14 protein-coding genes, 1 rRNA gene and 1 pseudogene are annotated in these 16610 nt (G+C 74.9%); 4 read left to right on the forward strand and 12 right to left on the reverse strand.

What is annotated here, in order from left to right:
* Positions 1 to 19: 19 nt before the first annotated feature.
* From AB0L25_RS35255 to AB0L25_RS35285, 7 genes and pseudogenes are all read right to left on the reverse strand, one after another.
* Positions 20 to 1012 (reverse strand): hypothetical protein, encoded by a 993-nt coding sequence (locus tag AB0L25_RS35255; protein WP_500177243.1) that lies wholly within the window; start codon positions 1010 to 1012, stop codon positions 20 to 22.
* A 4-nt stretch (positions 1013 to 1016) separates the two neighbouring features.
* A complete protein-coding gene (locus AB0L25_RS35260) occupies positions 1017 to 1973 on the reverse strand; it encodes a copper transporter (RefSeq protein WP_500177245.1) in 957 nt (318 codons plus the stop codon).
* Positions 1970 to 3208 carry a putative cytokinetic ring protein SteA gene (gene steA / locus AB0L25_RS35265; RefSeq protein WP_500177247.1) on the reverse strand — a complete coding sequence of 413 codons (1239 nt, stop codon included), beginning with the start codon at positions 3206 to 3208 and terminating at the stop codon, positions 1970 to 1972. Before steA ends, AB0L25_RS35260 begins: the two co-directional genes overlap by 4 nt.
* A gap of 203 nt (positions 3209 to 3411) precedes the next feature.
* A complete protein-coding gene (gene recN / locus AB0L25_RS35270) occupies positions 3412 to 5109 on the reverse strand; it encodes a DNA repair protein RecN (RefSeq protein WP_500177250.1) in 1698 nt (565 codons plus the stop codon).
* A gap of 226 nt (positions 5110 to 5335) precedes the next feature.
* Positions 5336 to 6217 (reverse strand): annotated as a pseudogene (locus tag AB0L25_RS35275) (NAD kinase); the annotation flags it as partial.
* Between the two features lie 121 nt (positions 6218 to 6338).
* On the reverse strand, positions 6339 to 7145 hold the full coding sequence (locus tag AB0L25_RS35280; RefSeq protein WP_500177252.1) for a TlyA family RNA methyltransferase: 807 nt from the start codon (positions 7143 to 7145) through the stop codon (positions 6339 to 6341).
* Positions 7142 to 7444, reverse strand: a complete 303-nt coding sequence (locus AB0L25_RS35285) for a hypothetical protein (protein ID WP_500177254.1) — start codon at positions 7442 to 7444, stop codon at positions 7142 to 7144. The genes AB0L25_RS35280 and AB0L25_RS35285 overlap by 4 nt, the downstream gene beginning before the upstream one ends.
* Positions 7445 to 7559: 115 nt before the next feature.
* Here AB0L25_RS35285 and AB0L25_RS35290 point away from each other — a divergent pair, with 115 nt between their 5' ends.
* Entirely contained in the window at positions 7560 to 7901 is a 342-nt protein-coding gene (locus tag AB0L25_RS35290; RefSeq protein ID WP_500177256.1) for an SCP2 sterol-binding domain-containing protein, read from the forward strand.
* Here the strand turns inward: AB0L25_RS35290 and AB0L25_RS35295 are convergent.
* Complete coding sequence (locus AB0L25_RS35295; protein ID WP_500177258.1) at positions 7898 to 8902, reverse strand: HAD-IIA family hydrolase; 1005 nt, start codon at positions 8900 to 8902, stop codon at positions 7898 to 7900. The genes AB0L25_RS35290 and AB0L25_RS35295 overlap by 4 nt on opposite strands.
* A gap of 59 nt (positions 8903 to 8961) precedes the next feature.
* Positions 8962 to 9393, reverse strand: coding sequence for a tetratricopeptide repeat protein (locus AB0L25_RS35300; RefSeq protein ID WP_500177259.1), 432 nt, complete (start codon positions 9391 to 9393; stop codon positions 8962 to 8964).
* 162 nt (positions 9394 to 9555) lie between these two features.
* On the opposite strand from AB0L25_RS35300, the gene AB0L25_RS35305 reads away from it, so the two are divergent.
* Entirely contained in the window at positions 9556 to 10836 is a 1281-nt protein-coding gene (locus tag AB0L25_RS35305; RefSeq protein ID WP_500177268.1) for a DUF1015 family protein, read from the forward strand.
* 83 nt (positions 10837 to 10919) lie between these two features.
* A complete protein-coding gene (locus tag AB0L25_RS35310; protein WP_500177261.1) occupies positions 10920 to 11861 on the forward strand; it encodes an MBL fold metallo-hydrolase in 942 nt (313 codons plus the stop codon).
* A gap of 6 nt (positions 11862 to 11867) precedes the next feature.
* On the opposite strand, the gene AB0L25_RS35315 is transcribed toward AB0L25_RS35310, so the two are convergent.
* On the reverse strand, positions 11868 to 13031 hold the full coding sequence (locus AB0L25_RS35315) for an alkaline phosphatase PhoX (RefSeq protein WP_500177263.1): 1164 nt from the start codon (positions 13029 to 13031) through the stop codon (positions 11868 to 11870).
* 389 nt (positions 13032 to 13420) lie between these two features.
* Between AB0L25_RS35315 and AB0L25_RS35320 the strand changes: the two genes are divergently transcribed.
* Positions 13421 to 14386 carry a hypothetical protein gene (locus tag AB0L25_RS35320; RefSeq protein WP_500177265.1) on the forward strand — a complete coding sequence of 322 codons (966 nt, stop codon included), beginning with the start codon at positions 13421 to 13423 and terminating at the stop codon, positions 14384 to 14386.
* Positions 14387 to 14671: 285 nt separating this feature from the next.
* On the opposite strand, the gene AB0L25_RS35325 is transcribed toward AB0L25_RS35320, so the two are convergent.
* Together AB0L25_RS35325 and rrf are read right to left on the reverse strand one after the other, a co-directional pair.
* Positions 14672 to 15592, reverse strand: a complete 921-nt coding sequence (locus AB0L25_RS35325) for a hypothetical protein (RefSeq protein WP_500177266.1) — start codon at positions 15590 to 15592, stop codon at positions 14672 to 14674.
* 931 nt (positions 15593 to 16523) lie between these two features.
* Positions 16524 to 16610: ribosomal RNA gene (gene rrf / locus AB0L25_RS35330) — 5S ribosomal RNA — on the reverse strand; the annotation flags it as partial.

A 16610-nucleotide genomic window follows, 5' to 3' on the forward strand; every position in this document is an offset into this window, starting at 1 on the left:
TGCAGGGGGGACGCCCCGCCTACACGGGGTCGGGGGCCGACGCGCCGTCCTCCACGGAACCGGCCTGCGGCGGCACGGCCGCGCCCGCGGCGGCTCCGGGGGCGGGCTCGGGGACGGGGCGGCGGCCGAGCATGTCGATGCGGTGCAGCACCGGCGTGTCGCGGATGACCTTGGTGAAGCTGACCTTCTCACTGGCGGCGTTCAGCCCGGCGACGGCGGCGAGCACGGCGAGGCGCGGGCCCCGGCCGAGGCGGGCGGCGGCCAGGCCGAGCAGCGCGCCGAGGGCGTTGGCGCCGGTGTCGCCGAGCATCGCCCGTTCGGCGAGGTCCTCGGTGAGGAGCGCGGCGGCGGCGCCGAGCGGCGCGGCGACCACCGCGGACCCGGCGGACGTCAGCGCCAGCGGCGCCCCGGTGATCAGCCCGACCTTCACGGCACGGCCGGGGCGCAGGTCGAACAGGTTCATCAGGTTGGCGCTCCCGGCGATGAGCGCGCCGTTGACCAGGGTGTCGAACGCGCGGCCGGTGCGGGTCGGCGCCGGGGACCCGGCGATCGCGGCGGCGGCCAGCCCGGTCGCGCCGATCCCGAGGATCTTCACGGCGCCGCTGGTGACCTCGCCGCGGGCGAGGGCGCCGAGGTGCCCCTTGAAGCCGCGGGACGCGCCCGAGCCGGTCAGGTCGTCGTAGCCGCCGAGGACGCCCGAACCGGCGCCCGCGAGCAGCGCGGCGGCCCGCAGCCGGGCGCCCGGCCCGGCGCCGAGGCCGGGGGCGAGCAGGCCGCCCACGGCGGCGCCCGCGACGAACGCGGGGCCCTCCAGCAGGGTGACGGGCTCGCCGCGGTGGTTCGTGCGGCCCCAGACCTCCTCGCCCGGGGCGCCGTTCAGGCCCGGCGGGCGGCGCGTCAGCGCCGTGTAGGCGGCGCGGGCCGCGACGGCGCCGAGCGCCGCGCCGGCCGCCGTCCGCAGGGCGCGGGAGCCCGCCCGCGCGCGTCCCGCCCTGCCCGCCGTACCGCTCATCAGGTCACCCGCTCTTCCCCGCCGTGGGCGCGGGCGAGGGCAGGTAGCCGCTCACTCCGGCGCCCGTCCCGTACTGCCCGGACTCGCCGCCCAGCTCCTTCTGCAGCGCCAGGATCGCCACGACCTGCCCGGAGGCGGTGTCCACGATGTCGACGGTGGAGACCGACTCGGCGGCGTCGGCGTCGCGCAGCGCCGCGATCAGCCCGCCGTCGCTCGCGGCGGGCGGCGGGCCGCCCACGACGGTACCGCTTCCGGCGGCGTCGAGGGCGGACGCCAGCGAGATCAGCGCCTCGTTGTCGTCGTCGCCGCCCTCGTAGGCGTAGGCGGCGGCCGGGGCGACCATGACGGCCAGGGTCGCGCGGCGGCCCGGCTCGCCGGTCGTGGTCACGTACCCGGCCTCGGTGAACGCGCCGAGGACGGCGCCGGTCGCGGCGTCCTCGCGGCCGGCCTCGGCCGGGTCGCGGGTGACGAGCGCGCTCGCGAGCACGGTGCCCGCCTTGTCGTAGGTGCCGGCGTCCGCGGGGAACTCGACCCCCTCGGCCTTCAGCCGCCCGGCGAGCGCGTCGACGGTGGCGCGCTGGTCGTCGTCCAGGAGCTTCTTCTGGACGGTGACGCGGCCGGTGACGGCGGCGCCGGCGTTCTTCACCAGCTCGCCGACCCGCTCGATGCTGTCGTCGCCCGCGCCGGGGGTCTCGACCAAGACCACGGACTGGCCCTTGAGGCGGTTCTCGACGATCTGCGGGGCGAGCACCCCGGCGAACTGCTCTTCGCCGTTGACCCGGTGCTGCAGGTCGCGCTGCGCCTCCCGGGCCTGCTGGGCGCTGTCGGCGGCGGAGTTGGCCTGTTCGCGCAGGGTCTCGCTGACCGAGTTCGACAGGGTGGTGGAGCCCAGCACGATGCCGAGCGCGAGCGCGAGGAAGATCGCGACGATGGAGACGAGGTGGTATCGGAAATCGATCACGAGAAGAGTCCGGTGAGCCAGAAGACGAAGGCGTGCCAGCGATCGGCCAGCAGGGGGCCGATGACGCCTCCCGCCGGCGACGTGGCGACGGCGGTGACGATGGCGACGAGCGCGCCGAGGACGAGGAACAGCAGCGACCAGGTGGAGATGCGGCTGCGGTAGAGCCGGCTGACGCCCTTGGCGTCGACGAGCTTGCTGCCGACCCGCAGCCGGGTGAGGAACGTGCTCGCCATGCCCGCACGGCCCTTGTCGAGGAACTCCTCCATGTTGGCGTGCGTGCCGACCGCGACGATGAGCGAGGCGCCCTTCTCGTCGGCGAGCAGCATCGCGCAGTCCTCGCTGGTGGCCGTGGCCGGGAAGGTGATCGCGTCCTGCCCGAGCTCCTGCACCCGCTTGAGGCCGGGCGCGCGGCCGTCCCGGTAGGCGTGCACGACGATCTCGGCGCCGCAGGTCAGCGCGTCGTCGGAGACCGAGTCCATGTCCCCGACGATCATGTCGGGGCGGTAGCCGGCCTCCAGCAGCGCGTCGGCGCCGCCGTCCACGCCGATCAGCACCGGCCGGTACTCGCGGATGTAGGGCCGCAGGGTGGCGATGTCCTCGCGGTAGTGGTAGCCGCGGACGACGATCAGCGCGTGCCGCCCGTTCAGCTTCGTCCGCACCTCGGGGACGCCGACGCCGTCGATGAGCAGGTCGCGCTCGCGCTTGACGTACTCCATCGTGTTGGCGACGAACGCCTCGAGCTGGGTGGACAGCCCCGCCTTGGCCTCGACGAGCGCCGCCTCGACGGTCTCGGCGGTCTGCGCCATGCCCTTGGTGACGACCTCGTCGCCGCGGAAGACGGTGCAGTCCTCGACGCGGACCTGGTCGCCCTCCTGCAGCTTGGTGAAGATGTCCGGGCCGACGTCGTCGATCAGCGGGATCCCGGCCTCGACCAGGATCTGCGGGCCGAGGTTGGGATAGCGGCCGGAGATGCTCGGCGCGACGTTGACGACGGCGCCGACCTGGCAGGACACCAGCGCCTCGGCGCTGACCCGGTCGAGGTCGACGTGGTCGATGACGGCGACGTCGCCGGCCTGGAGCCGCTTGGTGAGGTTCTTGGTGCGGCGGTCGAGCCGGACGGTGGCGCTGACCCCCTGCCGGCCGTCGTCGCGGCCGCGGCCCAGCGCGAGCACGCGGCGCGGCAGCCGCTGGGCGAGACCGGCGCGACGCTCGGTGGTGGGTGACGGGTCGTTCATCGCTTGCCATCCTGCCAGAGCACGGGCGCGAACGACGGTAAGGACGAGTGTCCAGGCGTGTCCGTTCCCGCACCCTCTGTAGTCTTTGGGGCTTCGTCGAGGCGCGTACCGCGCCCCCGATGTCTTTGACGCCGCCCGGGACGCCCGGGTTCGATCATCGTTCGGTCACCGTTCGCCCGTCCCGCCGGCGGGGGCGCGCGCCGTCACCGTTCGTCCGCGGCCATCGCCAGAAGCTCCTCGGCGTGGGCGCGGCCGAGCTCGGAGTCCTCCAGCCCGGCGAGCATCCGCGACAGCTCCCGCACCCGGCCCTCGCGGTCCAGGGCGGTGACGCCGCTGCTGGTGACGGTGCCGTCGTCGGACTTCTCCACCAGCAGGTGCTGGTCGGCGAACGCGGCGACCTGCGGCAGGTGCGTGACGACTATCACCTGCGCGTTGCGGGCCAGCCGGGCGAGCCGGCGGCCGATCTCCACGGCGGCCTTGCCGCCGACGCCGGCGTCGACCTCGTCGAACACGAACGTGGGGACGGGGTCGGCGCCCGCGAACACCACCTCGATCGCGAGCATGACCCGCGACAGCTCACCGCCGGAGGCGCCCTTGTGCAGCGGCAGCGGCCGCGATCCCGGGTGCGGCGCGAGCCGCACCTCGACCTCGTCCACGCCGTGCGGGCCGTAGTCGCCGGTCGCGGCGACGGTCACCTCGACGCGGGCGTGCGGCATGGCCAGGGCGGTCAGCTCGTCGGTGACGGCGGCGGAGAACCGCTCGGCGGCGCGGGTCCGGACGGCGGTCAGCTCGGCGGCCTCGGCGGCGAGCCGCTCGGTGAGCTCGGCGTGCTCGGCCGTCAGCTCCTCGATCCGGTCGTCGTCGCCCTCCAGCTCGGTGAGCCGCGCCGCCGACCGCCGCGACCACTCCAGCACCTCGGCTAGGTTCTCCCCGTACTTGCGGGTCAGCGCGGTCAGCTCGGCGCGCCGCTCCTGGACTATCGCGAGCCGCGCCGGGTCGGCGTCGACGGACTCGGCGTAGGCGGCGAGGTCGGTGCCGACGTCGGAGATCAGGTAGCCGGCCTCGGCGAGCCGGTCGGCGAGCGCCGCCAGCTCCGGGTCGTGCTCGCGGACGGCGTCCAGCGCGTTGCGGGCCTGCCCGAGCAGGCTCGTGACGTTCGCGGCCTCGAACGCGGCCGCCGGGTCGCCGAGCAGCGCCTCGTGGGCGGTGTCGGCGGCGCCGCGCAGCGCGTCGGCGTGCCCGAGGCGCTCCTCCTCGGCGGCCAGCTCGACGTCCTCGCCCTCGCGGGGGTCGGCCTTCTCGATCTCCTCCAGGCCGAACCGGAGCATCTCGGCCTCCTGCGCGCGCTCCCGCGCCCGCGTCGTGATCTCCTCGAGCAGCGCCGCGACCTTCCGGTGCCGCTGATAGGTCTTCGTGTAGGCGCGCATCGGCTTGGTGAGCGACCCGCCCGCGTACCGGTCCAGGGCGGCGCGCTGCCGCGCGGTCTGCAGCAGCCGCTGCTGGTCGGACTGCCCGTGCACGGCGACCAGGTCGTCGGCGAGGTTGATCAGCAGGCTGACCGGGACGGACCGGCCGCCGAGGAACGCCCGGGAGCGGCCCTCCGCCGACACCGACCGGGTGACGATCAGCGCGTCGTCGTCCAGCTCGCCGCCGGCCTCCTCGACGCGCTCGACGACCCGGCCGCCGGGGTCGACGACGATCCGGCCCTCGATGGTGGCCCGGTCGGCGCCCGGCCGGACCCGCTGCGGGTCGGCCCGGCCCCCGAACAGCAGCCCCAGGCTGGTCACCACCATCGTCTTGCCGGCCCCGGTCTCACCGGTGACGACGTTGAAACCCGGCGACAGATCGAGCACGGCCTCGTCGATCACCCCGAGGCCCTGAATCCGCACCTCATCGACCATCGGACGCACCAGCGTCACAACCCTCCGCAAACGATTCCCCGATCGGCGCCTGTGGAGATTATCCCTTCTGCTCCCCCGCCGCCTCCCCGGGCGCTCCGGCGGCGCCGTCCGGACGACCGCCGCCCGGCGCGTCGCCGGGTTCGCCGGACGGGCCGTCGCCGCACCCGTCCGGGACCCGCATGACCTGCCGATCCTCGGTCGGGGGCGTCGGGTGCGCGGGCTGCCGGACGCGGCCGCGCCAGCCCGTCACCGGCAGGCCGAACTTGGTGACCAGCCGGTCGGTGAAGGGGGTCAGGTGGAGGCGGGCCAGCCGCACCGGCTCGGCGCCGCGCCGCACCTCCACGCGCGCGCCCGGCGGCAGGTCGAGGGTGCGGCGCCCGTCGCACCACAAGACCGCGCCCGGCGTGTCGGCCAGCACCTCCACGGCGACCGACGAGCGGGGCGACACCACCAGCGGGCGGGCGAACAGCGAGTGCGCGCTGATCGGCACGACGAGCATCGCCTCGACCTCGGGCCACACGACGGGCCCGCCCGCCGAGAACGCGTACGCGGTCGACCCGGTGGGTGTGGCGCACACCACGCCGTCGCAGCCCCAGTTGGACAGCGGGCGGCCGTCGATCTCGGCGACGACCTCCAGCATCCGCTCCCGCTCGGACTTCTCGATGCTCGCCTCGTTCAGCGCCCACGTGGTGCCCATCACCGTGCCGTTGCGGCGGACGGTGACGTCGATCGTCATCCGCTCCTCCACCTCGTACTGGCGGGTGCACACCCGGTCGACGGTGGCGGCGAGGTCCTCGCGCTCGGCCTCCGCGAGGAAGCCCACGTGGCCGAGGTTGACGCCCAGCAGCGGCGTCCCGGACGCGCGGGTCAGGTCGGCGGCGCGCAGCAGCGTCCCGTCCCCGCCCAGCACCACGACGACCTCGGCGCCCTCGGCGGCCGTGGCGTGCGGCATCACCTGCACGTCCCGGCAGCCGATGTCGTCGGCCTCGTCCGCCAGCACCCGCACCGCGATGCCGGCCTGCGACAGCCGCTCGATCACCAGCTGGGCGCTGCGGACCGCCTCGGGCCGTCCGGTGTGCGCCACGACCAGCACCGACCTCGTGCTCATGCTCTCGCCCCACTCCCCGCCGCGCCGCGATGTACCGACGTGTTGACGAACGTGTCCGTGCCGGGCGTTCCCGGAACGGCCGGCCGTACCGATTTCGTGACGTCCCGCCCGGACCGGGCGCTCACTGCGGGCCCTCCGCGACGGCCTTCGCGAGGGCGTCCTCGTCCAGGGCGGGGGCGCCCGCCCGCAGCCACAGGAAGTACTCGACGTTGCCGGACGGGCCGGGCAGCGGGCTCGCGGTCACGCCGCGCACGCCCAGCCCGAGCGTCGCCGCGTGCGCCGCGACGCCGCGCACCGCGTCCGCGCGCAGTTCGGGGTCGCGCACGACGCCGCCGGCGCCGACGCGGTCCTTGCCGACCTCGAACTGCGGCTTCACCATGACGGCGTAGTCCGCGTCGGGCGCGACGCAGCGCCGCACCGGGTCCAGGACCAGCTTGAGGGAGATGAACGACAGGTCGCCGACCACGAGGTCGGGCGGCGGCCCGTCCCCCAGCATCCCCGGCTCCAGGTCGCGGATGTTCACCCGCTCGAGCACGGTGACGCGGTCGTCGGTGCGCAGCGACCACGCGATCTGCCCGTACCCGACGTCCACGGCGAACACGTGCGCGGCGCCGGCGCGCAGCAGCACGTCGGTGAACCCGCCCGTGGAGGCGCCCGCGTCCAGGCAGCGGCGGCCCGCGACCGCGAGGCCGGGAAACGCCGCCAGCGCGCCCGCGAGCTTGTGGCCGCCGCGCGAGACGTACTCGGGCCCGCCGCCGGCCTCGTCCACCACGATCGCGGCGCCGGTCTCCACCTGCGTCGCGGCCTTGGCGGCCCGCTGCCCGCCGACCCGGACCCGCCCGTCGCCGATCAGCTCCGTCGCGTGCTCCCGCGACCGCGCGAGGCCGCGCCGCACCAGCTCGGCGTCCAGCCGCCGGCGTGCGCTCATGCGCGGGGGCGCAGCGCGTCGGGGAACGCGGCACGGGGCGGCGGCACGGGGCGTCCCGCGTCGCCGGCCCCGCCCTCCGGGGCGCTCTCGGCGGAGATGAGCAGCTCCTGGAGGCTCCGGTGGACGTCCTCGAACACCTCGACGTGCTCGGGGACGGGCCGTCCGGCCAGGTCGCCGAGCCGGGCGAGAACGGCGTCCACGCGCGGGTCGCCGGTGGGCTCGGGCGGCGGCACCGCCGGGAACTCCGGCTCCGGCGGCCGCTCCGCCGCCTCGACGGCCTCCGCGGCCTCGTCGGACATCACCTTTACCTCCCTGCAACTTCCCCGGCGCGCCTCGAGTCGCCTCGGGCTCGCTCAGAACGCTACCGTCCCACTGAACGGATCGTTGCGGACGGAAACGGGGAACGGCCTGACCATGGCGAACGACGAGGACTGCCGGGCGGCGCTGGACAAGATCGTCGCGCGGCTCGCGGAGGTGGACGCCGACCGGCTCGCCGAGCACGTCGTCGAGCGGACGATCAGCTGCCGCGTCCCCGACCTCGGGCTGGCCTACCGGACCCGCCTGCACGCGGACGGCCTCGACCCGGTCCGGCCGGACGACGACCCGGGGAGCGCCCAGGTCAGGCTGACGGTCGGCAGCGACGACCTGGTCGCGCTCGCGGACGACGAACTGAACCCCGCGAAGGCGTGGGCGACCGGCCGCCTCAAGATCGAGGCGAGCATCGGCGACCTGCTGCGGCTCCGCAAGCTGCTCTAGCCGAGGCCGATCGCCCGCAGCGCCCCGGTGAGGCCGTCCGCGGGCGGGGGCTCCGGGCTGCTCCAGGCGGCGGACGCCAGCGCGCGGAGGCCGTCGTAGGGGTCGCCGGAGCCGGTGACGGCGAACGCGTCGCCGTCCCGCCGCGCGGTCCAGCCGCCGCAGCGGTGCCCGTCCGCGGACGCCGTCGCCTCGGGGTGCGGGACGAGCAGGCCCGTCAGGTCGGGCGCCAGGTAGGACGGGCGGCGGTGCGGCGGCGCGGTCAGCACGCCGAGGGGGTCGGTCACCCCGGTCAGCACCAGCATGCTGTCGGCGCCGCCGTTGTGCGCGCCCTCGATGTCGGTGTCGAGCCGGTCGCCCACGACGAGGGGCCGCCGCGCGCCCGTCCGGCGGATCGACTCGCGGTGCAGCGGCCGTTCCGGCTTGCCCGTGACGATCGGCGCGACGCCGGTGGCGCCCGCGATCACCCGCAGCAGCGACCCGTTCCCCGGATGCGGGGGGCCGTCGCCGCCCGGGATCGTCAGGTCGCCGTTCGACCCGACGAACAGCGCCCCGCGCGCCACCGCCTGGGCGCCCTGCGAGAGGAGCCCGTACCCGAGCCCGGGGTCGTAGCCCTGCACCACGGCCGCGGTCCGCTCCGAGGCGACCGACACCGGGCGCAGGCCCTCGCCGTACAGGGCGTGCCGCAGCCCCATGCCGCCGACGACGAGCACCTCCGCGCCCGCCGGGAGCCGTTCGGCCAGCAGCCGCGCCGCCGCCTGCGCCGACGTCACCACGTCCTCCGGCGCGGCCGGGACGCCGACCTCGGTGAGCAGCGCCGCCACCGCCGACGGCGTCCGGGACGCGTTGTTGGTGACGAACGCCGCGCGCTGTCCCGCCGCGCGGGCCTTCGCCACCGCCTCGGCCGCCGCCGGGACGGGACGGCGGCCGATGTAGACGACGCCGTCCAGGTCCAGCAGGGCGACGTCGTACACCTCGCACAGGGGCCGGTCACTGCCCTTCATCGCACTCCCTCCGGTCGCACACCCGGACGATCGTACGGTGCGGGGCTACTCACCGGTAGTCAGCGTCTGGCCTTCAAGGTGGCCCGGGCGTGCCGCAGTTCCCGCTCGTAGTCCTTGTTCCCCGGCCGCATCGCCGCGGCCAGCGCCAGCTGCTGCACCGCGCCCTCGAAGTCGCCCATCCGGCTGAGCGACAGCCCGAGCCCAAACCGCGCGTAGTCCTCGGCGGGCTCCTCCTCCACGATGCTCTGGAAGCTCTCGGCCGCCGCCCCGAACTGCCGCGCCCCGAACTGCGCCCGTCCGAGCGCCTCCCGGATGCTGTGGGACCCCGGCTCCGCCTCGGCCGCCCGCATCAGCAACTGCAGGGCCGCGCCCGCACTGCCCGCCCGCAGCAGCTCCAGCCCTCGGGTGTACCACTCGTAGACGCCGCCCGCCGGGGCGGCGGGTTCCTCGCCGGGGGAATCGTCCGGCCTGCCCGGTCCTTGAACACTCACGTGGACCTCCCCTCGCACATACGCCCCTTTGAACGTACCCACTGGAATGCAGACCGCCTCCAGGCGATTACCATGCAACCGGTGGACGGCACCGTGGACGAACCCCCGGGAGACATCCCGGGCATCCCGGACGACATCGGGCCCGAGGAGTTCAGCGCCCGCGTGTTCGGCTCGGCGGGGTTCGCGTCCGGCCCGTCCGGCGGCCTCGAACTCGCGCCGTTCCGCGGCGTCCGGTTCGTCCCCGAGGTCGCCGGCGACCTCGCCGCCGTCACCACCCCGCCCTACGACCTGATCGACGACACGGCCGTCCGGCGGCTGCTGGCGAGCGGCGGGCACAACATCGTCCGGCTGAACATGCCGCGCGCCACCGGGGAGAGCTACGCCGACGCGAGCCGCACCCTCCGCCGCTGGCTCACCGACGGCGCGCTCGCGATCGACCCCGAACCGGCCCTGTACGTCTACGAGGCCGCCCGGGACGGGACGGTCCTGCAGCGCGGCCTCATCGGCGGCCTCGGCGTCCGCGCGGAGGCCGACCGGACCGTGCTGCCCCACGAGAACGTCTTCCCCGGCCCGGTCCGCGACCGCCTCGCCCTGATGGCGGCCACCGGCGCCAACCTGGAGCCGATCTTCCTGGTCTACGAGGGCGGCGCGGACGCCGCGCGCGTCGTCGACGACGCCGCGCTCACCGATCCCCTCCTGGAGATCGCCGCCGACGGCCTCACGCACCGGCTCTGGCGCGTCACCGACCCGTCCCGGCACGCCCGCGTCGCCGCCGACCTGCGCGGGCGCCGCGCGCTCATCGCCGACGGCCACCACCGCTACGCCACCTACCGCGCCCTGCAGGCCCGCCACCGCGCCGCCGGCCACGGCCCGGGCCCGTGGGACCGCGGCCTCGCCCTCCTCGTCGACTCCACCCGCTACCCGCCGCACCTGGGCGCGATCCACCGCGTCCTGCCCGGCCTCCGCCCCGACGACGCCGCCGAACGCGCCCGCAAGGTCTTCCGCGTCACCGACGTGCCCGGCGAGGCCGCCGCCGTCCGCGCGCTCGCCGAGGCGCCGCGCCCCGCGTTCCTGCTCGGCGGCGGCGACGTCCCGCGCCTGCTCACCGACCCCGACCCGCGCGCGCTCGCCCGCGTCATGCCGTCCGACCACTCCCCCCAGTGGCGCCGCCTCGACACCGCCGTCCTCGACCACCTGCTCATCGAGGACGCCTGGAACGTGCCCGCGAACGAGACCGCGATCGAGGTCGTGCACGACGACCCGTCCGCCGCGATCGACCGCGCCCGCCGGACGGGCGGCACCGCGGTCGTCCTCAACCCGCTGCGCGTGGAGGACGTCCTCGCGGTAGCGGACCGCGGCGAACGCGTCCCCCGCAAGTCCACGTCGTTCGGCCCGAAACCCCGCACCGGCCTCGTCCTCCGCCTCCTGGCAACGGAGCACTGACCCGGCCGCCGCGTCCGAGGTGATCGCCCGGTGATCGCGGGGAGAAGTGGCGGGGAGCAGGGGTGCGGGGCGATGATCGACGGATGGAGGACACCACGACCACGATCACGCCGCTCGGCGGCGACGTGTACGAGATAGACACGCGAATGGCGGGCTACAGCGGCATCACCGCCGGGTACCTGATCCTGGGCGACCGGCCGTGCCTGGTGGAGCCCGGGACGTCCGGGTCCGCCCCGGTCGTCGAGGCCGCCCTGCGGAAGCTCGGCGTCGGCGCGGACGACCTCGCGACCGTCGTCGTCACGCACATCCACCTCGACCACGCGGGCGGCGTCGGCGACATCGCCCGGATGTACCCGCGCGCCGAGGTCGTCGTCCACGAGAAGGGCGCCCGCCACCTGGCGGACCCGTCGCGGCTCATGCGCAGCGCCCGGATGGTGTACGGCGACAGCCTCGACACGCTGTTCGGCGAGCTGAAGCCGACGGACGCCGCGCGCATCCGCGCCGTCGAGGAGACCGGGACGATCGACCTCGGCGGCGGGCGGCGGCTCGAGTCGCACTACTCGCCCGGCCACGCGAAGCACCACGTCGGGCTGATGGACTCCCAGACCGGCGACCTCTACGTCGGCGACGCCGCGGGCGTGTACATCCCCGAGACGGCCGACGTGCGCCCCGCGACGCCGCCGCCGGACTTCGACCTCGACACCACGCTGGCGTCCCTCGGCAAGTTCCGGGCGCTGGGCCCGCAGCGGCTCCTGTTCGCGCACTACGGGCCCGTCACCGAGGTCGAGGACACGCTCGAGCGCTCCGCCGAGGAGCTGCGCGTCTGGGTCGACCACGTCAAGGACGCCCGGGACCAGGGGCTCGACCTCGACCACGCCGTCGCGATGGTCGTGGAGCGCACCCGCGACCGCTACGCGGTGTCCCGCCCGGACGTCGACCCGGAGATCGCCGCCAAGTACGAGGTGCTCAGCAGCGCCGAGAGCAACGTCGCCGGGATCATGCACGCCCTCGACCGGCGCGCGTGACGTCCGTCAGCGGCGGAACGGGCCGGTGACCTCGTACGTCCGCCCGTCCGTTCCGCCGATGAACCCGCTCTCTCCGCGCTGCGACGAGAAGTACAGGCGCGACCCGTCCGGGCTGAACGCCGGCCCCGTGATCTCGGACTCGTCGTGCCCGACGACCCGCAGCACCGGCGCGACGATCCCGTCCGGCGTGATGATGTTGATCTCCATGTTGCCGCCGTCCTCGGCGACGTACAGGTCGCCGGACGTCGACGCCGTCACGTTGTCGACGCCCGTCAGCGGGGCCTCGCCGGTCACCAGGTCGTCGTCGTAGACGATCTCGAGGCGCTCGGCCGCCGCGCGGTAGGCCCACACGCGCCCGTCGCCCTTCGTCGTGAAGTAGCAGGTCCCGTCGCTGTAGTGGCAGCCCTCGCCGCCGTCGAACCGCATCGCGCCCTCGACCTGGTCCCGCGTCGGCGTCCACCAGAACTCCGGCCGCGGCACGTCCGCCCACCGGACGGCCCCCGGCCCGGAGCCCACGAGCACCTGCAGCGTCCCGGCCGACAGGTCGCCCCACGTCTCGGGGACGAACCGGTAGAAGCAGCCGTCCCCCTGATCCTCGGTGAGGTACACGACGTGCCGGTCCGGGTCGCACGCGGCGGCCTCGTGCTTGAACCGCCCCATCGCGGGCCGCGCCACCGCGTCGTCCTCCCCGCGCGGATCGGTCTCGAACACCAGGCCCCAGTCGTGCTCCTCGCACGACAGCCACGTGTTCCACGGCGTCCCGCCGCCCGCGCAGTTCAGCGTCGTCCCGTTCAGGATCCGGTACGCCGACGTCACCCGCCCGGACGCCTCGAACCGCACGGCGGACGCGCCGCCCACGACCGGGACCTCCGAGTTGCTCACGTAGATCCAGCCGTCCCCGTCGGGGAAGCACGCGCCCCCGTCCGGCGCCGGATGCCACGTGTACCGCGTGCCCTCCACCCGCTGCAGCGACCGCGCCACGACCCGGCTGCTGAACCCTTCCGGGAGCTGCAGCCCGTTCGCGTCCGCCGCCCGGAGCGGCCCGTACGGGCTCGTGCCGGGCTGCGCGGGACCGTCGGCGAACGCCCGGCGCCACAGCGCCCCCGGGAGCGCGGCCGCACCACCGGCCGCCGCCGCGACGTACAGGAACTTGCGTCGATCAAGGGACATGATGCTCCCAAGGAGTCGGAAACGCCGGGAACATATCCCGACGAATCCCCCCGAACGGCAACGGTCCCGTGACTATCGAATGAAAGATCACGTCCGTCAATACCGGCCTCAAGCGGACGCGGACGCGGGCCGGGGTCGGGGGCGACGCGAAGGCTCAGTGGACGCGAGCGCGGTGACCTCACGGCCACCGTCCGCCCGCCCCGGACAGGGGCTCCAACGATCTGCGGTTGGCCGTGCGCCGGGGCATCGACGACTGGGGGCAGTCCGAGTGCGGAGCCCTACGGCCCCGGGACCCCGTTGAAAAGCGCTTCGGTGACCGGAGGCCTGCCGAGTACGCTCCGGTCCAGCCTGCTCACGGCCCGGCCGCCGTACCCCTGAACGGAGAGCGCATGACCGAAGCCGACGGCACGCACGTCGACGCCGCGCAACTCCTGGCGCTCGCGCTCCGACACCTCGACGACGCCGACACCCGCCGTCCGTTCACCGAGATCCCGACCCTCGACGAATCCAGCTCCCTGCCTTTCCGGCCCTTCCCGGCCCTGGCGATCGCCATGGCCGGGCATGTCCTCTCCGCCTGGGAGGTGAGGACGTTCCAGGTCGAGCGCGCCGAGCGGAGTGAGCGCATACGGTTCTTCACCGCCACGGGCGGCAGGCCCAGACGGACGTTCCGGGCATGCACCCGCTTCGACCCCGAGCTGGGCACCCAGCGGGTCATCGAGCTGTGCGGGCACTCCTTCTGTACCAACGAGGCGCCCGCCGGCCCCGGGAGCCGCTGCGCCGACCACCTCGGCGACCCGGTACCGGACACCTGCGACCCCGGCCACTGGCTGCGCACGGCCGGCGAAGCCGCGAGAGCGGCCGAGCGCGGGCGCGATGGTCTCACCGAGACGGAGGCGCTGGCCGCGCACGCGGCCCGCGCCGGTGTCCCCGTGGCCGAGATAAGCCGCGCGACCGGGATCGGCGAGTGGCGGGTGAACGCGCTCGGCGGGCGATCCCCCGAAGTGCCCGAGGACGTCGACGACTCCGACGATCCCGCGTGCTGGCCGCTCGTGCTCACCCCCGTGCGCGACATCACCGCGGCGGACGTCCACGGCGTCTACAACCTCTTGGGAGGCGGCTCCGCCGAGCCCGCCGCCGGCACGGTGCTCGCCCGGAAGGACCGCTGGTACGGGTACGAGCCGCTGGACGAGAACGGCCCGTTCCTGGTCTACGCGGAGGACGAGCACGCCTTCACGCTGGAGTGGTGGCAGATGCAGGACCACCTGCCGCAGCATCTTCTCGCCCGCCGCGGCGACGAACGCCGCAGACGAGACATGTACGAGCCGCCCTGCACGTGCGGCTACTGCGACTACTAGCCGGTCCTGTCAGACGGGCCGCCCCTGCCTCCGGCCTCCCGCAGGCGCATCACCGTCGCCGGTTGGGCGGCAGCCCCGACCCACCGAACATGGACGGGGCCGGTCGAGCCGACGGACGCCGATGCGGCAGCGCACGAACACGCGATCATCTGCCTCACCGGACGTCCGGGCTTCGCCGCGCTCGCATCCCGCGTCTCGTCCCGGCGGCTTCGTGAACCGCCGCCCGCAGGAATCCGTTGTGCCCGGCGCAGCCCGGACGTGCCCGTCTTCAGGTCGTCCGTGAACCTATCCGTTGTCGTCCGGGCGGTCCTGTTCCGGCGGCTCGTCTCCGAGCGGCTCCTCGACGAACTCTCCCTCGGGCGCCTCATGCCGCGGTTGCTCGGGTTCGAGGAACACCGCGGGCGCCTGGGGGAGGCCCTCGTCCGGCACCGCGGCTTCCTCCGGGGTGGCGGGCTTGAACTCGATGTCGGTCGGCGCCGCGGGCTCGGCCTCGGCTTCGACTTCGACCGCCTCGACCTCCGTCTCCCCTTCCTCGGTGTCGAGGATGAGGAGCCCGTCCAGCTCGGCGTACCGCTCGGCCGCGTCGGTCTCGCCCTCACGGTCGGCGGCCGCCGCCCGCGCGAACCAGTCGATGGCCTCTTCCGCGCGGCCCGCCTCCACAAGGGCGTCCGCGTAGGCGTAGAAGAGCCGCGCCGACCACGGCCGCAGCCTCCGATCCCGCAACTCGGGGATCTGCAGCGCGACCACGGCGGCGTCGTACTGCCCGAGGTCCCGGCGGACCCCCGACTCGACGATCCGCAGCTCGATGCGCCCCATCGGGTCGAGCCGTTCGGCCTCCGGCGACTTCACCAGGTCGAGCGCCCGCTCCGGACGTCCGAGCCCGCGCTCGCAGTCGACCATCACCGGCAGGTACGAGTCGTCGCCCGCGCCGAGCCGACGCGCGGCCCGCAGTTCGGCGAGCGCCTCCGCCCACTCCCCCGCGTGGTAGGCCGCGATCCCGGCGGCCTCCCGAACGATCCCGACACGGGACGCGAGCCGCCGCGCGGCCTTCGCGTGCCGGTACGACAGTTCCGGGTCGTCCTCGGCGAGCCGTCCCGCCATCACGAGGTGACGCGCCACCCGGCTCGCGAGGTCCTTCGGCAGGCTTCGCAGCCCACGGCGCGCGTCCGCGTCCAGCTCCTCGCCCGTGACGTCGTCCGGCAGCAACGGGTCGTCATGCGTCGGCGCCGGCCTCTCCCGCTCGCCGCGCTCCCGCGGCGTCCGCCGGTCCGAGTCCTGCGGTCGCCCGGGGCCTCGGCCCTTGAACGGCCTGTCGCGGTCGCCGGGGCGCCCGTCCCGCGTGAACTTTCCGGGACGCCGCTCCTCGCGCGGCCCGCGCCGGTCATCACGCGGTCCACGTCGGTCTTCGCGCGGTCCACGTCGGTCATCGCGCGGTCCACGTCGGTCATCGCGCGGTCCGCGCCGGTCACGATCCTGGAACCGGCGCTCCCCCTGGCCACCGGCGCGGGGACCCCGCGCGTCGCGGCCTTCACCGTCCCGGGGCCGCTCGCGCCGCTCACCGGGCCGGCCGCCGAACTTTCCGTCACGTCGCGGGGCGCCCTGACGATCGTCCCGCTCGAACTTTCCGGGACGCCGCTCGCCGCGGCTCTCACCGGATCCCGGGCGCCGGTCGTCCGAACGCTTGAACGGACGATCGGATCGCCGGTCGTCCCGCCCCTTCGAGCCCGCACCGGCCCGCCGGTCGCTAGATCCCTTGTAGGGACGATCGGAGCGCTGCTCGTCCCGCCCTCGGGAACCGCCACCGGATCCCGGACGGTCACCGGCACGCTTGAACGGACGGTCCGGCCGACGTTCCTCACGAGCCGCACCGGGACGCCCCCGTCCCTGCTGCGGCTTCCCGGACGGGCCGCCGCCAGGCCCTCCACGCGCGTTGCCCCCGCGACGGCCGGGCGTGTTCCGCCCACCGTTGTTCCCCCGCCGCCCGCGGTTGTCGTCGCTGCGGCCGTCCTCTTCCGCGCTCATCACGTCCGTCACTGTTCTTGATGGTGGTCCACTTGACCCTTGCAGCCTACTTTGGCGGGGCCGAACATGCGTCGAGGGCCGCCCCAGAAAACGGGGCGACCCTCGACCAAAAAAGGTCCGGCGGCGTCCTACTCTCCCACACAGTCTCCCATGCAGTACCATCGGCGCTGAGAGGCTTAACTACCGGGTTCGGAATGGGACC

This window comes from Spirillospora sp. NPDC052242, from assembly GCF_040679555.1.
In the GTDB taxonomy this organism is placed as follows: Bacteria; Actinomycetota; Actinomycetes; order Streptosporangiales; family Streptosporangiaceae; genus Spirillospora.

Bases quoted from the DNA above. Each gene is read 5' to 3' on its own strand.
- AB0L25_RS35255 (WP_500177243.1), bottom strand. From the start codon at position 1,012: ATGAGCGGTACGGCGGGCAGGGCGGGACGCGCGCGGGCGGGCTCCCGC.
- steA (WP_500177247.1), bottom strand. From the start codon at position 3,208: ATGAACGACCCGTCACCCACCACCGAGCGTCGCGCCGGTCTCGCCCAG.
- recN (WP_500177250.1), bottom strand. From the start codon at position 5,109: ATGGTCGATGAGGTGCGGATTCAGGGCCTCGGGGTGATCGACGAGGCC.
- AB0L25_RS35280 (WP_500177252.1), bottom strand. From the start codon at position 7,145: ATGAGCGCACGCCGGCGGCTGGACGCCGAGCTGGTGCGGCGCGGCCTC.
- AB0L25_RS35285 (WP_500177254.1), bottom strand. From the start codon at position 7,444: ATGTCCGACGAGGCCGCGGAGGCCGTCGAGGCGGCGGAGCGGCCGCCG.
- AB0L25_RS35290 (WP_500177256.1), top strand. From the start codon at position 7,560: ATGGCGAACGACGAGGACTGCCGGGCGGCGCTGGACAAGATCGTCGCG.
- AB0L25_RS35295 (WP_500177258.1), bottom strand. From the start codon at position 8,902: ATGAAGGGCAGTGACCGGCCCCTGTGCGAGGTGTACGACGTCGCCCTG.
- AB0L25_RS35310 (WP_500177261.1), top strand. From the start codon at position 10,920: ATGGAGGACACCACGACCACGATCACGCCGCTCGGCGGCGACGTGTAC.
- AB0L25_RS35315 (WP_500177263.1), bottom strand. From the start codon at position 13,031: ATGTCCCTTGATCGACGCAAGTTCCTGTACGTCGCGGCGGCGGCCGGT.
- AB0L25_RS35320 (WP_500177265.1), top strand. From the start codon at position 13,421: ATGACCGAAGCCGACGGCACGCACGTCGACGCCGCGCAACTCCTGGCG.